The organism is Streptomyces sp. NPDC111656, from assembly GCF_055656965.1.
In genome coordinates, this window is record NZ_JBVKCA010000005.1 from 598,530 (window position 1) to 612,660 (window position 14,131).

The following is a 14,131-nucleotide window of genomic DNA, read 5'->3' on the forward strand; positions in this document are numbered from 1 at the left end:
GGCGTACGTGAACTAGGCGAAGGCGCCCTGGGCGGTGAAGGCCAGCTCGGCGAAGCGTTCGCCGATACGGCGGTGGGTGGCGGCGTCCGGGTGGAGCCGGTCGGGCAGCGGCAACTCGGCGAAGTCGGCCTCGCCGTAGAGGTCCCGGCCGTCCAGGTGGTGCAGCTTCGGATCCTCGGCCGCCCGCTGTTCCACGATCCGGGCCAGCTCGTCGCGGATGACACGCAACGTCAGTTTCCCGCTGGCGCGCTCCGCCGGATCTCCCATGGCCAGGAACCGCACCCGCCCCGCACCGAGATCGGAGAGGTCCGGGGCGGTGGGCCCGGGCGTGTCCTCGTGGAGGGGACAGAGAAGAGGCGAGACGACCAACAGCGGCGTGGTGGGATGCCCGTCACGGACGGTGTCGAGAAAGCCGTGCACCGCCGGGCCGAAGGCACGCAACCGCATCGCATCGGTGTTGACCAGGTTGATCCCTATCTTGACGCTGATCAGATCGGCGGCGGTGTCCCTCATGGCCCGCGCGGTGAACGGATCGAGCAGAGCGCTCCCGCTCAGCCCCAGGTTGATCAGTTCCACACCGGCGAGGGAGGCGGCGAGCGCGGGCCAGGTGGAGGTGGGCCCGGCGGCGTCGGAACCGTGACTGATGGAGCTGCCGTGATGCAGCCACACCTTGCGTCCCCGGTCCGGCGCGGGCTCGACGGGGGCGTCGGTGCGCAGGGCGACGAGTTCGGTGGTCTCGTTGTGCGGCAGCCAGATCTCGACGTCCTTGACGCCGTCGGACAGACCGTCGAAACGGAGGGTCCCGACCGCTCCCGGCCGGGTCGAGGCCGCTCCGGTGACCATGTCGATGGTCATCGCATTGCCGCCGATCACGCTCGCCCGCCCCGCCGGCCGGCCGTCGACGACCCACTCGTACACCCCGTCCGGACGAGGCGGCGCGCCCACGTAGACGAGCTTGGTGGGCAACGTGTCCAGCTCGACGGCGGTGGCCCGGGTACGGAAGACCAGCCGTACGCCGGAGGGCTGGGCCTCGGCCATGGCGAGCTGTCCGTCGGGGATCTGCCTGCGGGCCCGGGCGGGCAGGCGGTGCGGGAGGACACCGCGTTCGGTGGGCTCCAGGTCGAGGGCACCGCGCAGGAGGTCGGCGGTGATGGGTGTGGTGATCCAGTCGTGGTCGGTGGTCATGGTCTCGGTGTCTCCGTCAAAGCTCTCGGGTGCCGGAATCGACCGGCGAGACGATTCCGGCAGGACGATTCCGACGGGACGATCAGGGGGCGGATGGGGACCCGGTGGCTGTCACTGCTGTCGCGTTGTCGCCGCTGCGTTCGCGGGCCAGTTGCACAGCAGCGCGTCGAGGGCGTCCAGCATCCGCACCCAGGTCTCCTGCGTGTCGGGGGCGCTGTGGCTGAACCCTCCCCCCATCTCCAGGCTGACGTAGCCGTGGAAGAAGCTGCCCAGCAGCCGAACGGCGTGTGTCTGGTCCGGCTCCGTCAGCGCGTAGCCACGCAGGATCGCCCGCGTCATCTGCGCGTGCCGCCCACCGGCGCTGGCGGCGGCCGTCGCCGGATCGAGCCTGAACTGGGCGGCGGCATAGCGGCCGGGATGCTCCCGGGCGTAGTCGCGGTAGACGTTCGCGAGAGCGGCCAGGGCGTCCTTACCGGCCCGTCCGGCCAGCGCGGCGGCGCCCCGGTCGGCGAGTTCCTCCAGGGCGAGCAGGGCGATCCGGGTCTTGAGGTCCTGGGAGTTCTTCACGTGCGAGTACAGGCTCGCGACCTTCACGTCGAAGCGCCTGGCGAGCTCCGAGACGGTCACCTGGTCGAACCCGACCTCGTCGGCCAGCTCCGCCCCCGCGAGGACCAGACGTTCCGTGGTCAGCCCGACACGCGCCATAACCATCCTCCCATTCACCACAACAACTAATGCATTTGCCTAACACCTTTAGGCAATTTACCATGCATCCCATGAAGCCGCTGACCGAACAAGAGATCCGCGCCGCGTTCGTGAACTGCACCAAGGGCGAGGCGAAGCGCCTGTCCGTCCCACGCGACCTGGCCGACCACCCCTGGGACGACCTGGACTACCTCGGCTGGCGAGACCCCCAGTCCCCCGAACGCACCTACCTCGTCCTCGAACTGAACGGCCACCCGAAGGCCCTGGTCCTGCGCAGCCCCAGCCCCACCTCCTGGCAGACCCGGCGCAGCATGTGCTCGATGTGCCTGACCACCCACACCGGCGGCGTCTCCCTGATGGTCGCCCCGAAGGCGGGCAAGGCCGGCCAGCAGGGCAACTCGGTCGGCGCCTACATATGCAGCGACCTCTCCTGCTCCCTGTACGTACGAGGCAAGAAGGAGGCGGGCGCCGGCGCCCGCCTCCACGAGTCACTCACGCTGGAGGAGAAGATCCAACGAACGGTGACGAACCTGGCGGCGTTCCTCACGAAGGTGACGGCGTGACGCCGTACGGCCCCTGTCGCACTCCAACGAGGAGGCCCATGGGGAAGGCCCATGGGGAAGGCCCATGGGGAAGGCCCATGGGGAAGGCCCGGCGGCCCGCGAGAAGGAGATCGCCACCGGCCACCGGATTATTCTGCTCCGGTGACCAACCAGCCGCTTGAGGGCACCGTCGTCCGCCTCGTCCGCCTGTCTCCCGACCACGCCGAGGCCCTCTTCCCGTCGGCGTCCGACCCCGAGGTCTGGCGGTGGATGCCCCGGGCACGACCCGAGACCGTGGCCCAACTGCGCGAGTGGCTCGGCGAGATGACGGCCGATCCGACGCGGCGCTGCTTCACGGTGCAGCGCCGTGCCGACGGCACCGTGATCGGTTCGACCAGCATGTACGACCTCGACCTGGCCGAGAGCCGCACCGAGATCGGCGCGACCTGGTTCGACCGTTCCTGCTGGGGCGGCCCCTACAACGTCGAGTCCAAACTGCTGCTGTTCGCCCACGCCTTCGAAGACCTGCGCCTGGCCCGGCTGGCCCTGCGCACCGACAACCTCAACGTGCGGTCCCAGCAGGCCCTGGCCCGCCTCGGCCTGGTCCACGAAGGAACCCTGCGCAGCCATATGCGCCGCCCGGACGGCACCCGCCGCGACTCCCTCTACTACAGCCTGCTCGCCGACGAATGGCCCACCGTCCGCGATGCCTTGCGCGCCCGGGTCACCGCCAAAGCCGCGGCCAGACCATGGAACGTCCGGGCGTTGGCGAGCGCCCGGGGCAACCCCGGTCGAGGAGCGTCCGAGATGACGGGCGGATGAGCCAAGGGGAATGGCCGCAGAGGACGATGCCCCCTCCGAGCAGCTGCCGGAGAGGGACTTGACGGAAGCCCGACGGTCCGGCCTGTTCGAGGGTGTTGTACTGCCGGGGGATGACGTGACGCAGCGGCGAGCTGGGCTCATCGGTGGTCGAAGCCTTGGCGAGCCTCCGCAGGGCAGCACGGTCGGACGGCAACGGCGCCCGACCAAGCACCCGTTACCGAGTTCCTCGATCCGGATGGACCGACTCGCGGCCTCAAAGGGGTCGGGCCATAAGTGGACACATCGGACGAGGCTCGTTACGGTCGAACTACTGACACCACGTAGCGAGCAAGCGGAAAAGTGGGCGTCAGAAGCCGGAATTCACCGGACCCACCGTGCCCAGCGCATCGCGCTGCAGATTCCGCTCCCTGGTCCGAAACCGCGTGAGTGATGCTCCGACCGGGGCGGGGCACCGTCTCCGCTTACCAGTTTCGCAGGGAGAAGATCGCTATGCGCGCGAAACGAACCATCGCACTACTGGCAAGCCCCCTCATCGCGGCCGCAGCCCTGACGATCTCGCCCGCGGCCCTGTCGCAGGCTTCGGACGTCTCGGTGGTGTCCGCACCGCCGGCCCCAACCCCTAAGCCCACCCCTAAGCCCACGAAGACACGTACAGCCTTCGAACAGGGCAAGAAGGACGGAGCGGCGGCCGGGGCGCAGGACGGCAACGACTGCAACTACAAGAAGAGCTTCGCCCCGAAGCAGTCGAACTCGAAGTACAAGGCGGGTTACACATCGGCTTACGAGGCCGCCTACGACAAAACCTGCGACGAGGACGAGGGGTAGGGCATCTCGCGGAGCCCTGCGCCGGGCGTCCCGAGGGTCCGCGGAGCGGGCTCCGCCGTGCGGCCGCCGGGCGCACTCCTCCTGCTCCACCTGGACAGGTACACGGGCACCGATTCAGCGCCGTGAGGGCCCGGACACGGCCCCGGGCCGCCGAGACGCCGCAGGGCCGACGGTTCCTGACCGTCGGCCCTACGTGCGCGCGTCGAAAACTGTTGCTGACCTGCGCCTACAGCACCGGCAGGTTCTTGCGGAGCTCGAAGGCGGTGACCTCGGAGCGGTACTCCTCCCACTCCGACTTCTTGTTGCGGAGGAAGAAGTCGAAGACGTGTTCGCCGAGGGTCTCGGCGACCAGTTCGCTGCGCTGCATGAGGGTGAGGGCCTCGCCGAGGTTCTGGGGCAGGGGCTCGATGCCCATCGCGCGGCGCTCGGCGTCGGAGAGGGCCCAGACGTCGTCGTCGGCGCCGGGCGGGAGCTCGTAGCCCTCCTCGATGCCCTTCAGGCCGGCGGCCAGGAGCAGGGCGTAGGCCAGGTACGGGTTCGCGCCCGAGTCGATGGAGCGGACCTCGACGCGCGCGGACCCGGTCTTACCGGGCTTGTACATCGGGACGCGGACGAGCGCGGAGCGGTTGTTGTGGCCCCAGCAGATGTACGAGGGGGCCTCGCCGCCGGCGCCCGCGGTGCGCTCCGAGCCGCCCCAGATGCGCTTGTAGGAGTTGACCCACTGGTTGGTGACGGCGGAGATCTCCGCCGCGTGCTTCAGCAGGCCCGCGATGAAGGAGCGGCCGACCTTCGACAGCTGGTACTCCGAGCCCGACTCGTAGAACGCGTTGCGGTCGCCCTCGAAGAGGGAGAGGTGCGTGTGCATGCCGGAGCCGGGGTGCTCGGAGAAGGGCTTGGGCATGAACGTCGCCTGGACGCCCTGCTCCAGCGCGACCTGCTTCATGACCAGGCGGAACGTCATGATGTTGTCGGCCGTGGAGAGCGCGTCTGCGTAGCGCAGGTCGATCTCCTGCTGGCCGGGGGCGCCCTCGTGGTGGGAGAACTCGACCGAGATGCCCATCGACTCCAGCATGGTGATCGCCTGGCGGCGGAAGTCCATGCCGACGTTCTGCGGGGTGTGGTCGAAGTAGCCGGAGTTGTCGGCCGGGGTCGGGCGCGAGCCGTCCAGCGGGCGGTCCTTCAGCAGGAAGAACTCGATCTCCGGGTGGGTGTAGAAGGTGAAGCCCAGGTCGGAGGTCTTCGCGAGGGCGCGCTTGAGGACGTAGCGCGGGTCCGCGAAGGACGGGGAGCCGTCCGGCATCAGGATGTCGCAGAACATGCGGGCCGTGCCGGGGGCCTCCGCGCGCCACGGGAGCACCTGGAACGTCGACGGGTCCGGCTTGGCGATCATGTCGGACTCGTACACACGGGCGAAACCTTCGATGGCCGAGCCGTCGAAGCCGATGCCCTCATCGAAGGCCTGCTCCAGCTCGGCCGGAGCCACGGCCACCGACTTGAGGAAGCCCAGCACGTCCGTGAACCACAGCCGAACGAACCGGATGTCCCGCTCCTCCAGTGTCCGGAGCACGAACTCCTGCTGCTTGTCCATCTTCCGCTTCCACCCATCCTTGCTGGTCAGGTCGCCTGCTCCCACGCCTCGGGGACGGTCGGGGCACCTGAGCATCCCACCACAACACCATTTCATGCGCGTTGCGGACCATGATCGCCCGGGCGACCGCGGTCTGAACGCCTCGCGTACGGCAGGTGTCCTGCTCTGGTGCCCATACTGCCTGCTCATCCGCCTGTCTGTAATGGCCGACCCCCAGACTCTCTCCCTGTGAACTTTAATTTGTATCTCAGATGCAAGTTTTATTACTGTGCAGGGCAGAAACGGGGACCGCAAGCCCCCTTCCGCCCCAGCCATTTGAGGAGCCCCCATGCTGTCCGAGCAGTCCGCCGCCACGGTCCACGCCACCCTCCCCGCCGTCGGCGCCGCCATCGGCGAGATCGCCGACCGCTTCTACGAAGGGCTTTTCGCCGCCCACCCGGAACTGCTCCGCGACCTCTTCAACCGCGGCAACCAGGCCTCCGGCACCCAGCGCCGGGCCCTCGCGGGATCCATCGCCGCCTTCGCCACCCACCTCGTCGAGCGGCCGGACGAGCGCCCCGACGTGCTGCTGAACCGCATCGCGCACAAACACGCCTCCCTGGGGATCGCCCCCGAGCAGTACGCGACCGTGCGCGAGCACCTCTTCGCGGCGATCGCCGAGGTCCTCGGCGACGCGGTCACGCCCGAGGTCGAGGCCGCCTGGGACGAGGTCTACTGGCTGATGGCGAACGCCCTCATCGCCATCGAGCGGCGGCTGTACGCACAGCACGGCGACGGGAGGGGTGGGTGGCGGGTCTGGGAGGTCGTGGAACGCGTCGAGGAGACCGCCGACGTCGCCACCTTCCGGCTGCGCCCGGCCGACGGGGGGCCGCTGCCGGACTTCCGGGCGGGCCAGTACGTGTCCGTACGCGTCGAGCTGCCGGACGGCGCCCACCAGATACGCCAGTACAGCCTCTCCAGCGCCCCCGGCTCCCCCGTACGGCAGATCGGCGTCAAGCGGGTGCAGGGCGAGGCCTCGGGCCCCGACGGCGAGGTGTCCAACCACCTCCACACGCGTGTGTACGTCGGCAGCACGATCGAGCTCTCCGCGCCGTACGGCGATCTGGTGCTCGACGACACGGACGCGCCGGTGCTGCTCGCCTCCGCCGGCATCGGCGTCACCCCCATGATCGCCATGCTGGAACAGCTCGCGCTCACCGGACACCGCGCCCCCGTCACGGTCGTCCACGCCGACCGCTCCCCCGCCGACCACGCGCTGCGCGCCGACCACGAGGCGTACGCGGCGAAGCTCGCGGACGCCGCCGTCCACTTCTGGTACGAGCAGGACGCCGAGGGCGCCGGCCGCCCCGGGCGCGCGGACCTCTCCTCCGTGGCCGTCGCGTCGGGGACGCGCGCGTACCTGTGCGGGCCGCTGCCCTTCATGCGGGCGGTGCGGGGGCAGCTCATCGACAAGGGGGTGGCTCCGGCCGACATTCACTACGAGGTGTTCGGGCCGGATCTCTGGCTTGCGCAGGGCTGAGGCGGATGACTGACGGCAGGCGGCAGACAGCAGACGGCGGACTTCAGCTATCAGACGTCAGATGACGGATGGGATGACGGATGGCAGATGGTAGATGGCAGATTTCGCTAGGTGTCAGTCGTCATCGGATGTCGAAGCCGAGGTCGGCCTGCCGGAGATTCCCAGCAGCAGCGGCCCCGTGGGCGCGGCGACCATGTCCGCCACCGTCAGTGGGTCCAGCGAGGCGAAGAACGCCTCCTGAGCCCGCCGCAGCGCACGCCGCAGCCGGCAGCCGGTGTGGAGCGGGCAGGGCGCGGCCCCCTCGCAGTCGACCACGTCACCGTCGCCCTCGAAGGAGCGGACGATCGCGCCGACCGAAGCCGTACGCCCCGCTTCGGTGAGGCCGAGGCCGCCGCCCCGGCCGCGGCGGGCCGCGAGCAGTCCCAGGTGCTGGAGCTCGGCGACGACCTTCGCGGCATGGGTATAGGGGACATCCATGTCCGCGGCGACCTCGCGGGTGGTGGGAGTCGACCCGTCGGCGACGGCGAGCCGCATCAGGACACGCAGGGCCAGGTCGGTGGAGCGCAGCAGCCTCATGGCACCAGCGTAGTTAATACGCATCTGCCGCTCAAATTATCCACGGCTCATCCGAACAGCGCCGCCTCCCGCCTTTGCGGGGCTGCGCCACAGGGTGTCTCCTTTCGACATTCTGTGCCCTCCCTTCGTACTGGGCACCCTCGCCCCATTACGATCAGCGGACCCGACCGTCCCATCCCCATAAGGACTCGCCATGGGTTCCGCCAAGAACACCACCTCCGCGCAGCGCAAGGCGCGCATAGAAGAGATGCGCAAGGCCGAGCGTGCCCGGGAGCGTCGTAACCGGATCCTCACGATCACGGCCAGCACGGTCATAGTCGCCGGTCTCGTCGTCGGCGGTGTCGTCCTGGTCAAGTCGCAGTCCGACGACAGCAGCACCTCGGCGAGGGACTCGAAGGGCGGCTCGGGGCACTTCGTCACGGGTAAGGACGGCGTGGAGACCTGGTCGGGGACGCTGTCCCGCAACCACGTCACCAAGACCGTGAAATACCCGATGGAGCCCCCGGTCGGCGGCAACCACAACCCGGTGTGGATGAACTGCAACGGCGACGTCTACGGCAAGGCGATCAACAACATGAACGCCGTGCACTCGCTGGAGCACGGCGCGGTGTGGGTGACGTACAACAGCAAGGCCTCCGACGCCGACGTGAAGGCACTCGAAGCGAAGGTCAAGAAGACGCCGTACACCCTGATGAGCCCTGTCGAGGACCAGAAGGACCCGATCATGCTGAACGCGTGGGGCAAGCAGCGCACGGTGACGAGCGCGAGCGACCCGAACGTCGACAAGTTCTTCTCGGAGTTCGTGCAGGGCAAGCAGACGCCCGAGCCGGGCGCCGCCTGCACCAACGGCCTGTCGCAGTGAGCCAGATGCGCCAGGTGGGCTGGATCGCGGGGACCACGGCGGCGGTGCTGGTGGCCGCCGGGGCGATCACGTACGCGGTCGCCGAGAGCGACGGCTCGGGGTCCTCGGGGACGAAGGTGCCGTCGGCCGACTCGGCGGACGCGGGTTTCGCGCGGGACATGGCGGTCCATCACCAGCAGGCCGTCGAGATGTCGTACATCGTGCGCGACCGTACGGACAACGTGGAGGTGCGGCGGCTCGCGTACGACATCGCGCAGACGCAGGCCAATCAGCGCGGCATGCTGCTGGGCTGGCTCGACCTGTGGGAGCTGCCGAAGGTGTCGGCGGACGGGCCCATGACGTGGATGGGCATGGGCGACATGGCGTCCGGCAAGGACGGCGCGCTGATGCCCGGCATGGCGACCAACACCGAGATGAAGAAGCTGAACACGCTGAACGGCAAGCAGGCCGAGGTCTTCTACCTGCAGTTGATGACCGACCACCACAAGGGCGGCATCCACATGGCCGAGGGCTGCGTCGCGAAGTGCACCGTCGGCGTGGAGAAGAAGCTCGCGCAGGGCATGGTCGACGCGCAGCAGTCGGAGATCCAGCTGATGGCGGACATGCTCAAGGAGCGGGGCGCGAAGGCCCGCGACTAGGCCGAGGACGGCTGGATGTGAACGGCCGCGTGTGAACGGCTGTGCGTGAACGGGTCCGGGGTGTCGAATCCCGGACCCGTCGCCGTCACCCCCTCCCCCCTGCCACCCCGGCCCCCCTCGTCAGGCGTCGACCCGTCCTTCATGACGCGATCGACCCCAGGCACCTCCCCCTGACTGCACCGGTGAGACTCTTCGGACTCCAACCGCCCCAAAGCCCCCGCACGCCCCGGGCCGCGAAGCGCTTACCGTCGCCGGGTCGAACCACGAACCCGCCGATGTCGCAATACGCTCACAGAAGTTGGGAACCCCTTTACAAGAAAACGAGGGATATCCCTACATCCGGGGCGAGGGTGACGTCATACCGTCCCAAATAACCTTTATTCGCGGCCACTTGGTGTTTCCTTGGCCTTCTCATTCCCCTGGCATGAACGGTTCATCGCCAGAGTGACCCCAGCGTGATCCATTCCGTGCGTCCTCAATTCCGGCACACGGTCTCGCACATCACGAACGACCACACATGCGACGAACCGCATCGCAGGGGGTTTTATGAGATCCAATCGCGCCACCATGCGCGCCGGGGTGAGCATGGCAGCAACACTGCCGCTGCTCGCCGGCGCGCTGGCGCTCGGTATACCCACGGCCAACGCCGCGGACGGTCCCAGCCGGGACACCCTCACGGGCACCAAGCCCGCGTGGGCCACGGCGAAGGCGGACAAGGGGGCCTCGTCCGACAACTCCCAGGTCTCCGCCCGGGTCTACCTGGCCGGCCGGAACGCTGCCGGTCTGGCCGCGTACGCCAAGGCCGTGTCCGACCCGAACTCGGCCTCGTACGGCAAGTACCTCAGCGCCAAGCAGACGCAGGCCCGCTTCGGTGCCACCAAGGCGCAGGTCGCCGCGGTGACCTCGTGGCTGAAGTCGGCGGGCCTGAAGGTCACCGGCACCACGCAGCACTACGTCTCCGTCACCGGTGACGTGGCCGCTGCCGAGAAGGCGTTCGGCACCCAGCTGCACAACTACGCCAAGGGCAACAAGACCTACCGCGCGCCGTCGAAGACGGCCTCCGCGCCGGCCGCCCTCAACGGCGCCGTCCTGACCGTCACCGGCCTGGACAACGCCCCGCACAAGGCGACGCACGACGACACGCTGCCGCCCCCGGACGCGGTCTTCAAGAACGCCGGACCGTTCTCCTCGTACTACGGCTCGAACACCGCGAGCACCCTGCCGAACGCGTACGGCAAGAAGATCCCGTACGCGGTCGAGGGCTACACGGGCAAGCAGCTGCGTGCCGCCTACGGCGCGGGCAAGCGCACCGGCAAGGGTGTGCGGGTCGCCATCACCGACGCGTACGCCTCGCCGACCATCGCGTTCGACGCGGCCACGTACGCCAAGAAGCACGGTGACTCGGCGTACAGCAGCAGCCAGCTGCGTCAGGTGCTGCCCGGCACCTACACGCAGACCGAGGCGTGCGGGGCGGCCGGCTGGTACGGCGAGGAGACCCTCGACGTCGAGGCCGTGCACGCCGTCGCGCCGGACGCGAGCATCACCTACGTGGGTGCCGCGTCCTGCTTCGACAACGATCTGCTCGACTCGCTGAACAAGATCGTCGACAACCACCTGGCCGACATCGTCTCCAACTCGTGGGGCGACATCGAGGCCAACCAGACGCCGGACCTCGCGGCCGCCTACGACCAGACCTTCCAGTTCGGCGCGGTCGAGGGCATCGGCTTCTACTTCTCCTCCGGTGACAACGGTGACGAGGTCGCCAACACCGGCACGAAGCAGGTCGACACCCCGGCCAACTCGGCGTGGGTGACGGCGGTCGGCGGTACGTCGCTGGCGGTCGGCAAGGGCGACAAGTACCAGTTCGAGACCGGCTGGGGCACCGAGAAGGCCTCGCTCGCGGCCGACGGCAAGAGCTGGACCGGCTTCCCGGGCGCCTTCACCTCGGGCGCGGGCGGCGGCACCAGCAAGACCGTGGCGCAGCCCTTCTACCAGAAGGCTGTCGTGCCCGGCGCGCTCGCCAAGGCCAACGGCACGACGGCCATGCGCACCGTGCCGGACATCGCGGCGGTCGCCGACCCCAACACCGGTTTCAAGGTCGGCCAGACGCAGACCTTCCCGGACGGGTCCCAGCAGTACAGCGAGTACCGGATCGGCGGCACCTCGCTCGCCGCGCCGGTGATCGCGGCCGTCCAGGCCCTGGCCCAGGAGGCGCGCGGCGGCAAGGCGATCGGTTTCGCCAACCCGTCGATCTACGCGAAGTACGGCTCCAAGGCGTACCACGACGTGACGGACACCCCCACGGGCTCCGAACTCGCCGTGGCGCGCGTGGACTTCGCCAACTCCATCGACGCCTCGGGCGGTCTGCTCACCTCCGTCCGCAGCCTCGGCAAGGACAGCTCCCTGAAGGCCGTGCGCGGCTACGACGACGTCACCGGTGTGGGCACGCCCACCTCGGGCTACGTCGAGTCGTACCGCTCCCAGCACGGTCACTGACGGTCCTCCGTCACCTCTCCGCCGCGCCCGCCCCTCGTCGAGGGGCGGGCGTCCGCGTTTCCGGGCGGACGGTCGGCCCAGCTGTGCCGTATACCCCGTGGGGGTAATCCGCCCCGGGCGGGCCGAAGAGGAGTCCGGCGCGGTGGGGACGGCCGACGCTGTCCACGGGACCGCACCGCACTGCCGCGCCGGCGGCCCGGGCGTCTCCACGTGGGGCGCCCCACACCCCATTGCGTCGCTCTGACGATTACACTGGGCCCGTGCCTCAACTACGCCTCGCCCTGAATCAGATCGACTCGACCGTCGGTGATCTCGCCGCCAACGCCGAGGCGATCGTCCGTTGGACCCGGCACTCCGCCGAGCAGGGAGCGCATCTGGTGGCGTTCCCCGAGATGGTGCTGACCGGGTATCCCGTCGAGGACCTGGCCCTGCGGTCGTCCTTCGTCGAGGCCTCCCGCGCGGCGCTGCGCGCGCTGGCCGCGCGGCTGGCCGACGAGGGCTTCGGAGAGCTGCCGGTGATCGTCGGCTACCTCGACCGGTCCGAGACCGCCCAGCCCAAGTACGGGCAGCCGGCCGGCGCCCCGCAGAACGCCGCCGCCGTGCTGCACGGGGGCCGGGTGGCGCTGACCTTCGCCAAGCACCACCTCCCGAACTACGGCGTGTTCGACGAGTTCCGCTACTTCGTGCCCGGCGACACCATGCCGGTCGTGCGGGTGCACGGGATCGACGTGGCCCTCGCCATCTGCGAGGACCTCTGGCAGGACGGCGGGCGCGTGCCGGCCGCCCGGTCCGCCGGGGCCGGGCTGCTGCTCTCCATCAACGCCTCGCCGTACGAGCGCGACAAGGACGACACCCGCCTCGAACTGGTGCGCAAGCGGGCCCAGGAGGCCGGCTGCACCACCGCCTACCTCGCCATGATCGGCGGGCAGGACGAGCTGGTCTTCGACGGCGACTCCATCGTGGTCGACCGGGACGGGGAGGTCGTCGCACGCGCGCCGCAGTTCGCGGAGGGGTGCGTCGTACTGGACCTGGAGCTGCCGGCGGGCGCCGCCGAGCCGGTGACGGGTGTCGTCGACGACGGGCTGCGGATCGAGCGGCTGGTGCTGTCGGAGGAACCGCTGCCCGCGTACGAGGCGGAGCTCGCCGGCGGGTACGCGGAGCGGCTCGACGCCGACGAGGAGGTCTACTCGGCGCTGGTCGTCGGCCTGCGGGCGTACGTCGCGAAGAACGGATTCCGGTCCGTGCTGATCGGACTGTCCGGCGGCATCGACTCGGCGCTGGTCGCGGCGATCGCGTGCGACGCGCTGGGTGCGCAGAACGTGTACGGGGTCTCGATGCCGTCGAAGTACTCCTCCGACCACTCCAAGGGGGACGCGGCGGAGCTCGCGCGGCGGACGGGGCTGAACTTCCGGACGGTGGCGATCGAGCCGATGTTCGACGCGTATATGTCGTCGCTGGGGCTGACCGGGCTGGCCGAGGAGAACCTCCAGTCGCGTCTGCGGGGCACCATGCTGATGGCCATCTCCAACCAGGAGGGGCACATCGTGCTGGCGCCGGGGAACAAGTCCGAGCTGGCGGTGGGGTATTCGACGCTGTACGGCGACTCCGTGGGCGCGTACGGGCCCATCAAGGACGTGTACAAGACGTCCATCTTCCGGCTGGCGGAGTGGCGGAACCGGGCGGCGGCCGAGCGGGGGCAGACCCCGCCGATCCCCGAGAACTCGATCACCAAGCCGCCGAGCGCGGAGCTGCGTCCCGACCAGGTCGACACGGACTCCCTCCCCGACTATCCCGTGCTGGACGCGATCCTCGAGCGGTATGTGGACCGGGACGAGGGGGCGGACGGGATCGTCGCGGCGGGCTTCGACCGGGAGCTGGTGGTGAAGACGCTGCGGATGGTGGACACGGCGGAGTACAAGCGCCGGCAGTATCCGCCGGGCACGAAGATCTCAGCCAAGGGATTCGGGAAGGACCGGCGGCTGCCGATCACCAATCGGTGGCGCGAGCACGCGTGACGCCGTCGGGGGCGGGGGGGTGCCTCTATGTCTTTCGTCAAGCGAGGCGTGGGGTTCTGGGTTCATAGAAGGTGCCGTCGCGGAGCATCGCGAACAGCACGCTGATGCGGTGGCGGGCGAGGCGGAGAAGAGCCTGTGTGTGGGTCTTTCCGCGGGCCCGGCATCGGTCGTAATAGGTGCGGGAGGCGGGATCGTGCAGGGCGGCGAACGCGGACAGGAACATCGCCCGCTTGAGTTGCCGGTTGCCGCCTCTTGGCGCGTGTTCGCCGTGGATCGAGGTCCCCGACGACCTGGTTGTCGGGGCGAGGCCGGCGTAGGAGGCCAGGTGGGCGGCGGTGGGAAAGCTGGTGCCGTCGCC

Annotated in this window: 13 protein-coding genes; 8 read left to right on the forward strand and 5 right to left on the reverse strand. The window is 69.4% G+C overall.

From position 1 onward, the window contains the following. Positions 1–12: 12 nt before the first annotated feature. Together ACZ7M3_RS18900 and ACZ7M3_RS18905 are read right to left on the reverse strand one after the other, a co-directional pair. Positions 13–1,185, reverse strand: coding sequence for a GDSL-type esterase/lipase family protein (locus ACZ7M3_RS18900; protein WP_472064549.1), 1,173 nt, complete (start codon positions 1,183–1,185; stop codon positions 13–15). Positions 1,186–1,296: 111 nt separating this feature from the next. Then, entirely contained in the window at positions 1,297–1,890 is a 594-nt protein-coding gene (locus tag ACZ7M3_RS18905; RefSeq protein WP_472064551.1) for a TetR/AcrR family transcriptional regulator, read from the reverse strand. A 71-nt stretch (positions 1,891–1,961) separates the two neighbouring features. Here ACZ7M3_RS18905 and ACZ7M3_RS18910 point away from each other — a divergent pair, with 71 nt between their 5' ends. From ACZ7M3_RS18910 to ACZ7M3_RS18920, 3 genes are all read left to right on the forward strand, one after another. Then, on the forward strand, positions 1,962–2,453 hold the full coding sequence (locus ACZ7M3_RS18910) for an FBP domain-containing protein (protein WP_472064553.1): 492 nt from the start codon (positions 1,962–1,964) through the stop codon (positions 2,451–2,453). Positions 2,454–2,594: 141 nt separating this feature from the next. Then, positions 2,595–3,254 (forward strand): GNAT family N-acetyltransferase, encoded by a 660-nt coding sequence (locus ACZ7M3_RS18915; RefSeq protein ID WP_472064555.1) that lies wholly within the window; start codon positions 2,595–2,597, stop codon positions 3,252–3,254. 489 nt (positions 3,255–3,743) lie between these two features. Further along, on the forward strand, positions 3,744–4,079 hold the full coding sequence (locus ACZ7M3_RS18920; protein ID WP_472064557.1) for a hypothetical protein: 336 nt from the start codon (positions 3,744–3,746) through the stop codon (positions 4,077–4,079). Between the two features lie 226 nt (positions 4,080–4,305). Here ACZ7M3_RS18920 and glnA read toward each other — a convergent pair whose 3' ends face one another. Beyond that, entirely contained in the window at positions 4,306–5,667 is a 1,362-nt protein-coding gene (gene glnA, locus ACZ7M3_RS18925) for a type I glutamate--ammonia ligase (protein WP_054230834.1), read from the reverse strand. A gap of 328 nt (positions 5,668–5,995) precedes the next feature. On the opposite strand from glnA, the gene ACZ7M3_RS18930 reads away from it, so the two are divergent. Continuing rightward, positions 5,996–7,186, forward strand: a complete 1,191-nt coding sequence (locus ACZ7M3_RS18930; RefSeq protein WP_472064559.1) for a globin domain-containing protein — start codon at positions 5,996–5,998, stop codon at positions 7,184–7,186. Between the two features lie 114 nt (positions 7,187–7,300). Here ACZ7M3_RS18930 and ACZ7M3_RS18935 read toward each other — a convergent pair whose 3' ends face one another. After that, the gene (locus ACZ7M3_RS18935) at positions 7,301–7,762 is read right to left on the reverse strand and encodes an Rrf2 family transcriptional regulator (protein WP_472064561.1); all 462 of its coding nucleotides are present in this window, start codon (positions 7,760–7,762) and stop codon (positions 7,301–7,303) included. Positions 7,763–7,955: 193 nt separating this feature from the next. Between ACZ7M3_RS18935 and ACZ7M3_RS18940 the strand changes: the two genes are divergently transcribed. The 4 genes from ACZ7M3_RS18940 (at position 7,956) to ACZ7M3_RS18955 (ending at position 13,773) form a co-directional block, all read left to right on the forward strand. Further along, positions 7,956–8,624 carry a DUF3105 domain-containing protein gene (locus tag ACZ7M3_RS18940; protein WP_472064562.1) on the forward strand — a complete coding sequence of 223 codons (669 nt, stop codon included), beginning with the start codon at positions 7,956–7,958 and terminating at the stop codon, positions 8,622–8,624. Between the two features lie 5 nt (positions 8,625–8,629). Continuing rightward, on the forward strand, positions 8,630–9,262 hold the full coding sequence (locus tag ACZ7M3_RS18945) for a DUF305 domain-containing protein (RefSeq protein WP_095855030.1): 633 nt from the start codon (positions 8,630–8,632) through the stop codon (positions 9,260–9,262). Between the two features lie 546 nt (positions 9,263–9,808). After that, positions 9,809–11,758, forward strand: a complete 1,950-nt coding sequence (locus tag ACZ7M3_RS18950; RefSeq protein ID WP_472064564.1) for a S53 family peptidase — start codon at positions 9,809–9,811, stop codon at positions 11,756–11,758. A 260-nt stretch (positions 11,759–12,018) separates the two neighbouring features. After that, positions 12,019–13,773: an NAD+ synthase gene (locus ACZ7M3_RS18955; protein WP_452964371.1), complete on the forward strand. Its 1,755-nt coding sequence runs from the start codon at positions 12,019–12,021 to the stop codon at positions 13,771–13,773. Between the two features lie 37 nt (positions 13,774–13,810). Here ACZ7M3_RS18955 and ACZ7M3_RS18960 read toward each other — a convergent pair. Next, a partial coding sequence (locus tag ACZ7M3_RS18960; RefSeq protein WP_472064566.1) for a transposase occupies positions 13,811–14,131 on the reverse strand: 321 nt, incomplete at its 5' end.

Excerpts from the sequence above, each read along its gene's own strand:
- ACZ7M3_RS18900 (WP_472064549.1), bottom strand. The coding sequence starts at position 1,185 with ATGACCACCGACCACGACTGGATCACCACACCCATCACCGCCGACCTC.
- ACZ7M3_RS18905 (WP_472064551.1), bottom strand. The coding sequence starts at position 1,890 with ATGGCGCGTGTCGGGCTGACCACGGAACGTCTGGTCCTCGCGGGGGCG.
- ACZ7M3_RS18910 (WP_472064553.1), top strand. The coding sequence starts at position 1,962 with ATGAAGCCGCTGACCGAACAAGAGATCCGCGCCGCGTTCGTGAACTGC.
- ACZ7M3_RS18920 (WP_472064557.1), top strand. The coding sequence starts at position 3,744 with ATGCGCGCGAAACGAACCATCGCACTACTGGCAAGCCCCCTCATCGCG.
- glnA (WP_054230834.1), bottom strand. The coding sequence starts at position 5,667 with ATGGACAAGCAGCAGGAGTTCGTGCTCCGGACACTGGAGGAGCGGGAC.
- ACZ7M3_RS18930 (WP_472064559.1), top strand. The coding sequence starts at position 5,996 with ATGCTGTCCGAGCAGTCCGCCGCCACGGTCCACGCCACCCTCCCCGCC.
- ACZ7M3_RS18935 (WP_472064561.1), bottom strand. The coding sequence starts at position 7,762 with ATGAGGCTGCTGCGCTCCACCGACCTGGCCCTGCGTGTCCTGATGCGG.
- ACZ7M3_RS18940 (WP_472064562.1), top strand. The coding sequence starts at position 7,956 with ATGGGTTCCGCCAAGAACACCACCTCCGCGCAGCGCAAGGCGCGCATA.
- ACZ7M3_RS18945 (WP_095855030.1), top strand. The coding sequence starts at position 8,630 with ATGCGCCAGGTGGGCTGGATCGCGGGGACCACGGCGGCGGTGCTGGTG.
- ACZ7M3_RS18950 (WP_472064564.1), top strand. The coding sequence starts at position 9,809 with ATGAGATCCAATCGCGCCACCATGCGCGCCGGGGTGAGCATGGCAGCA.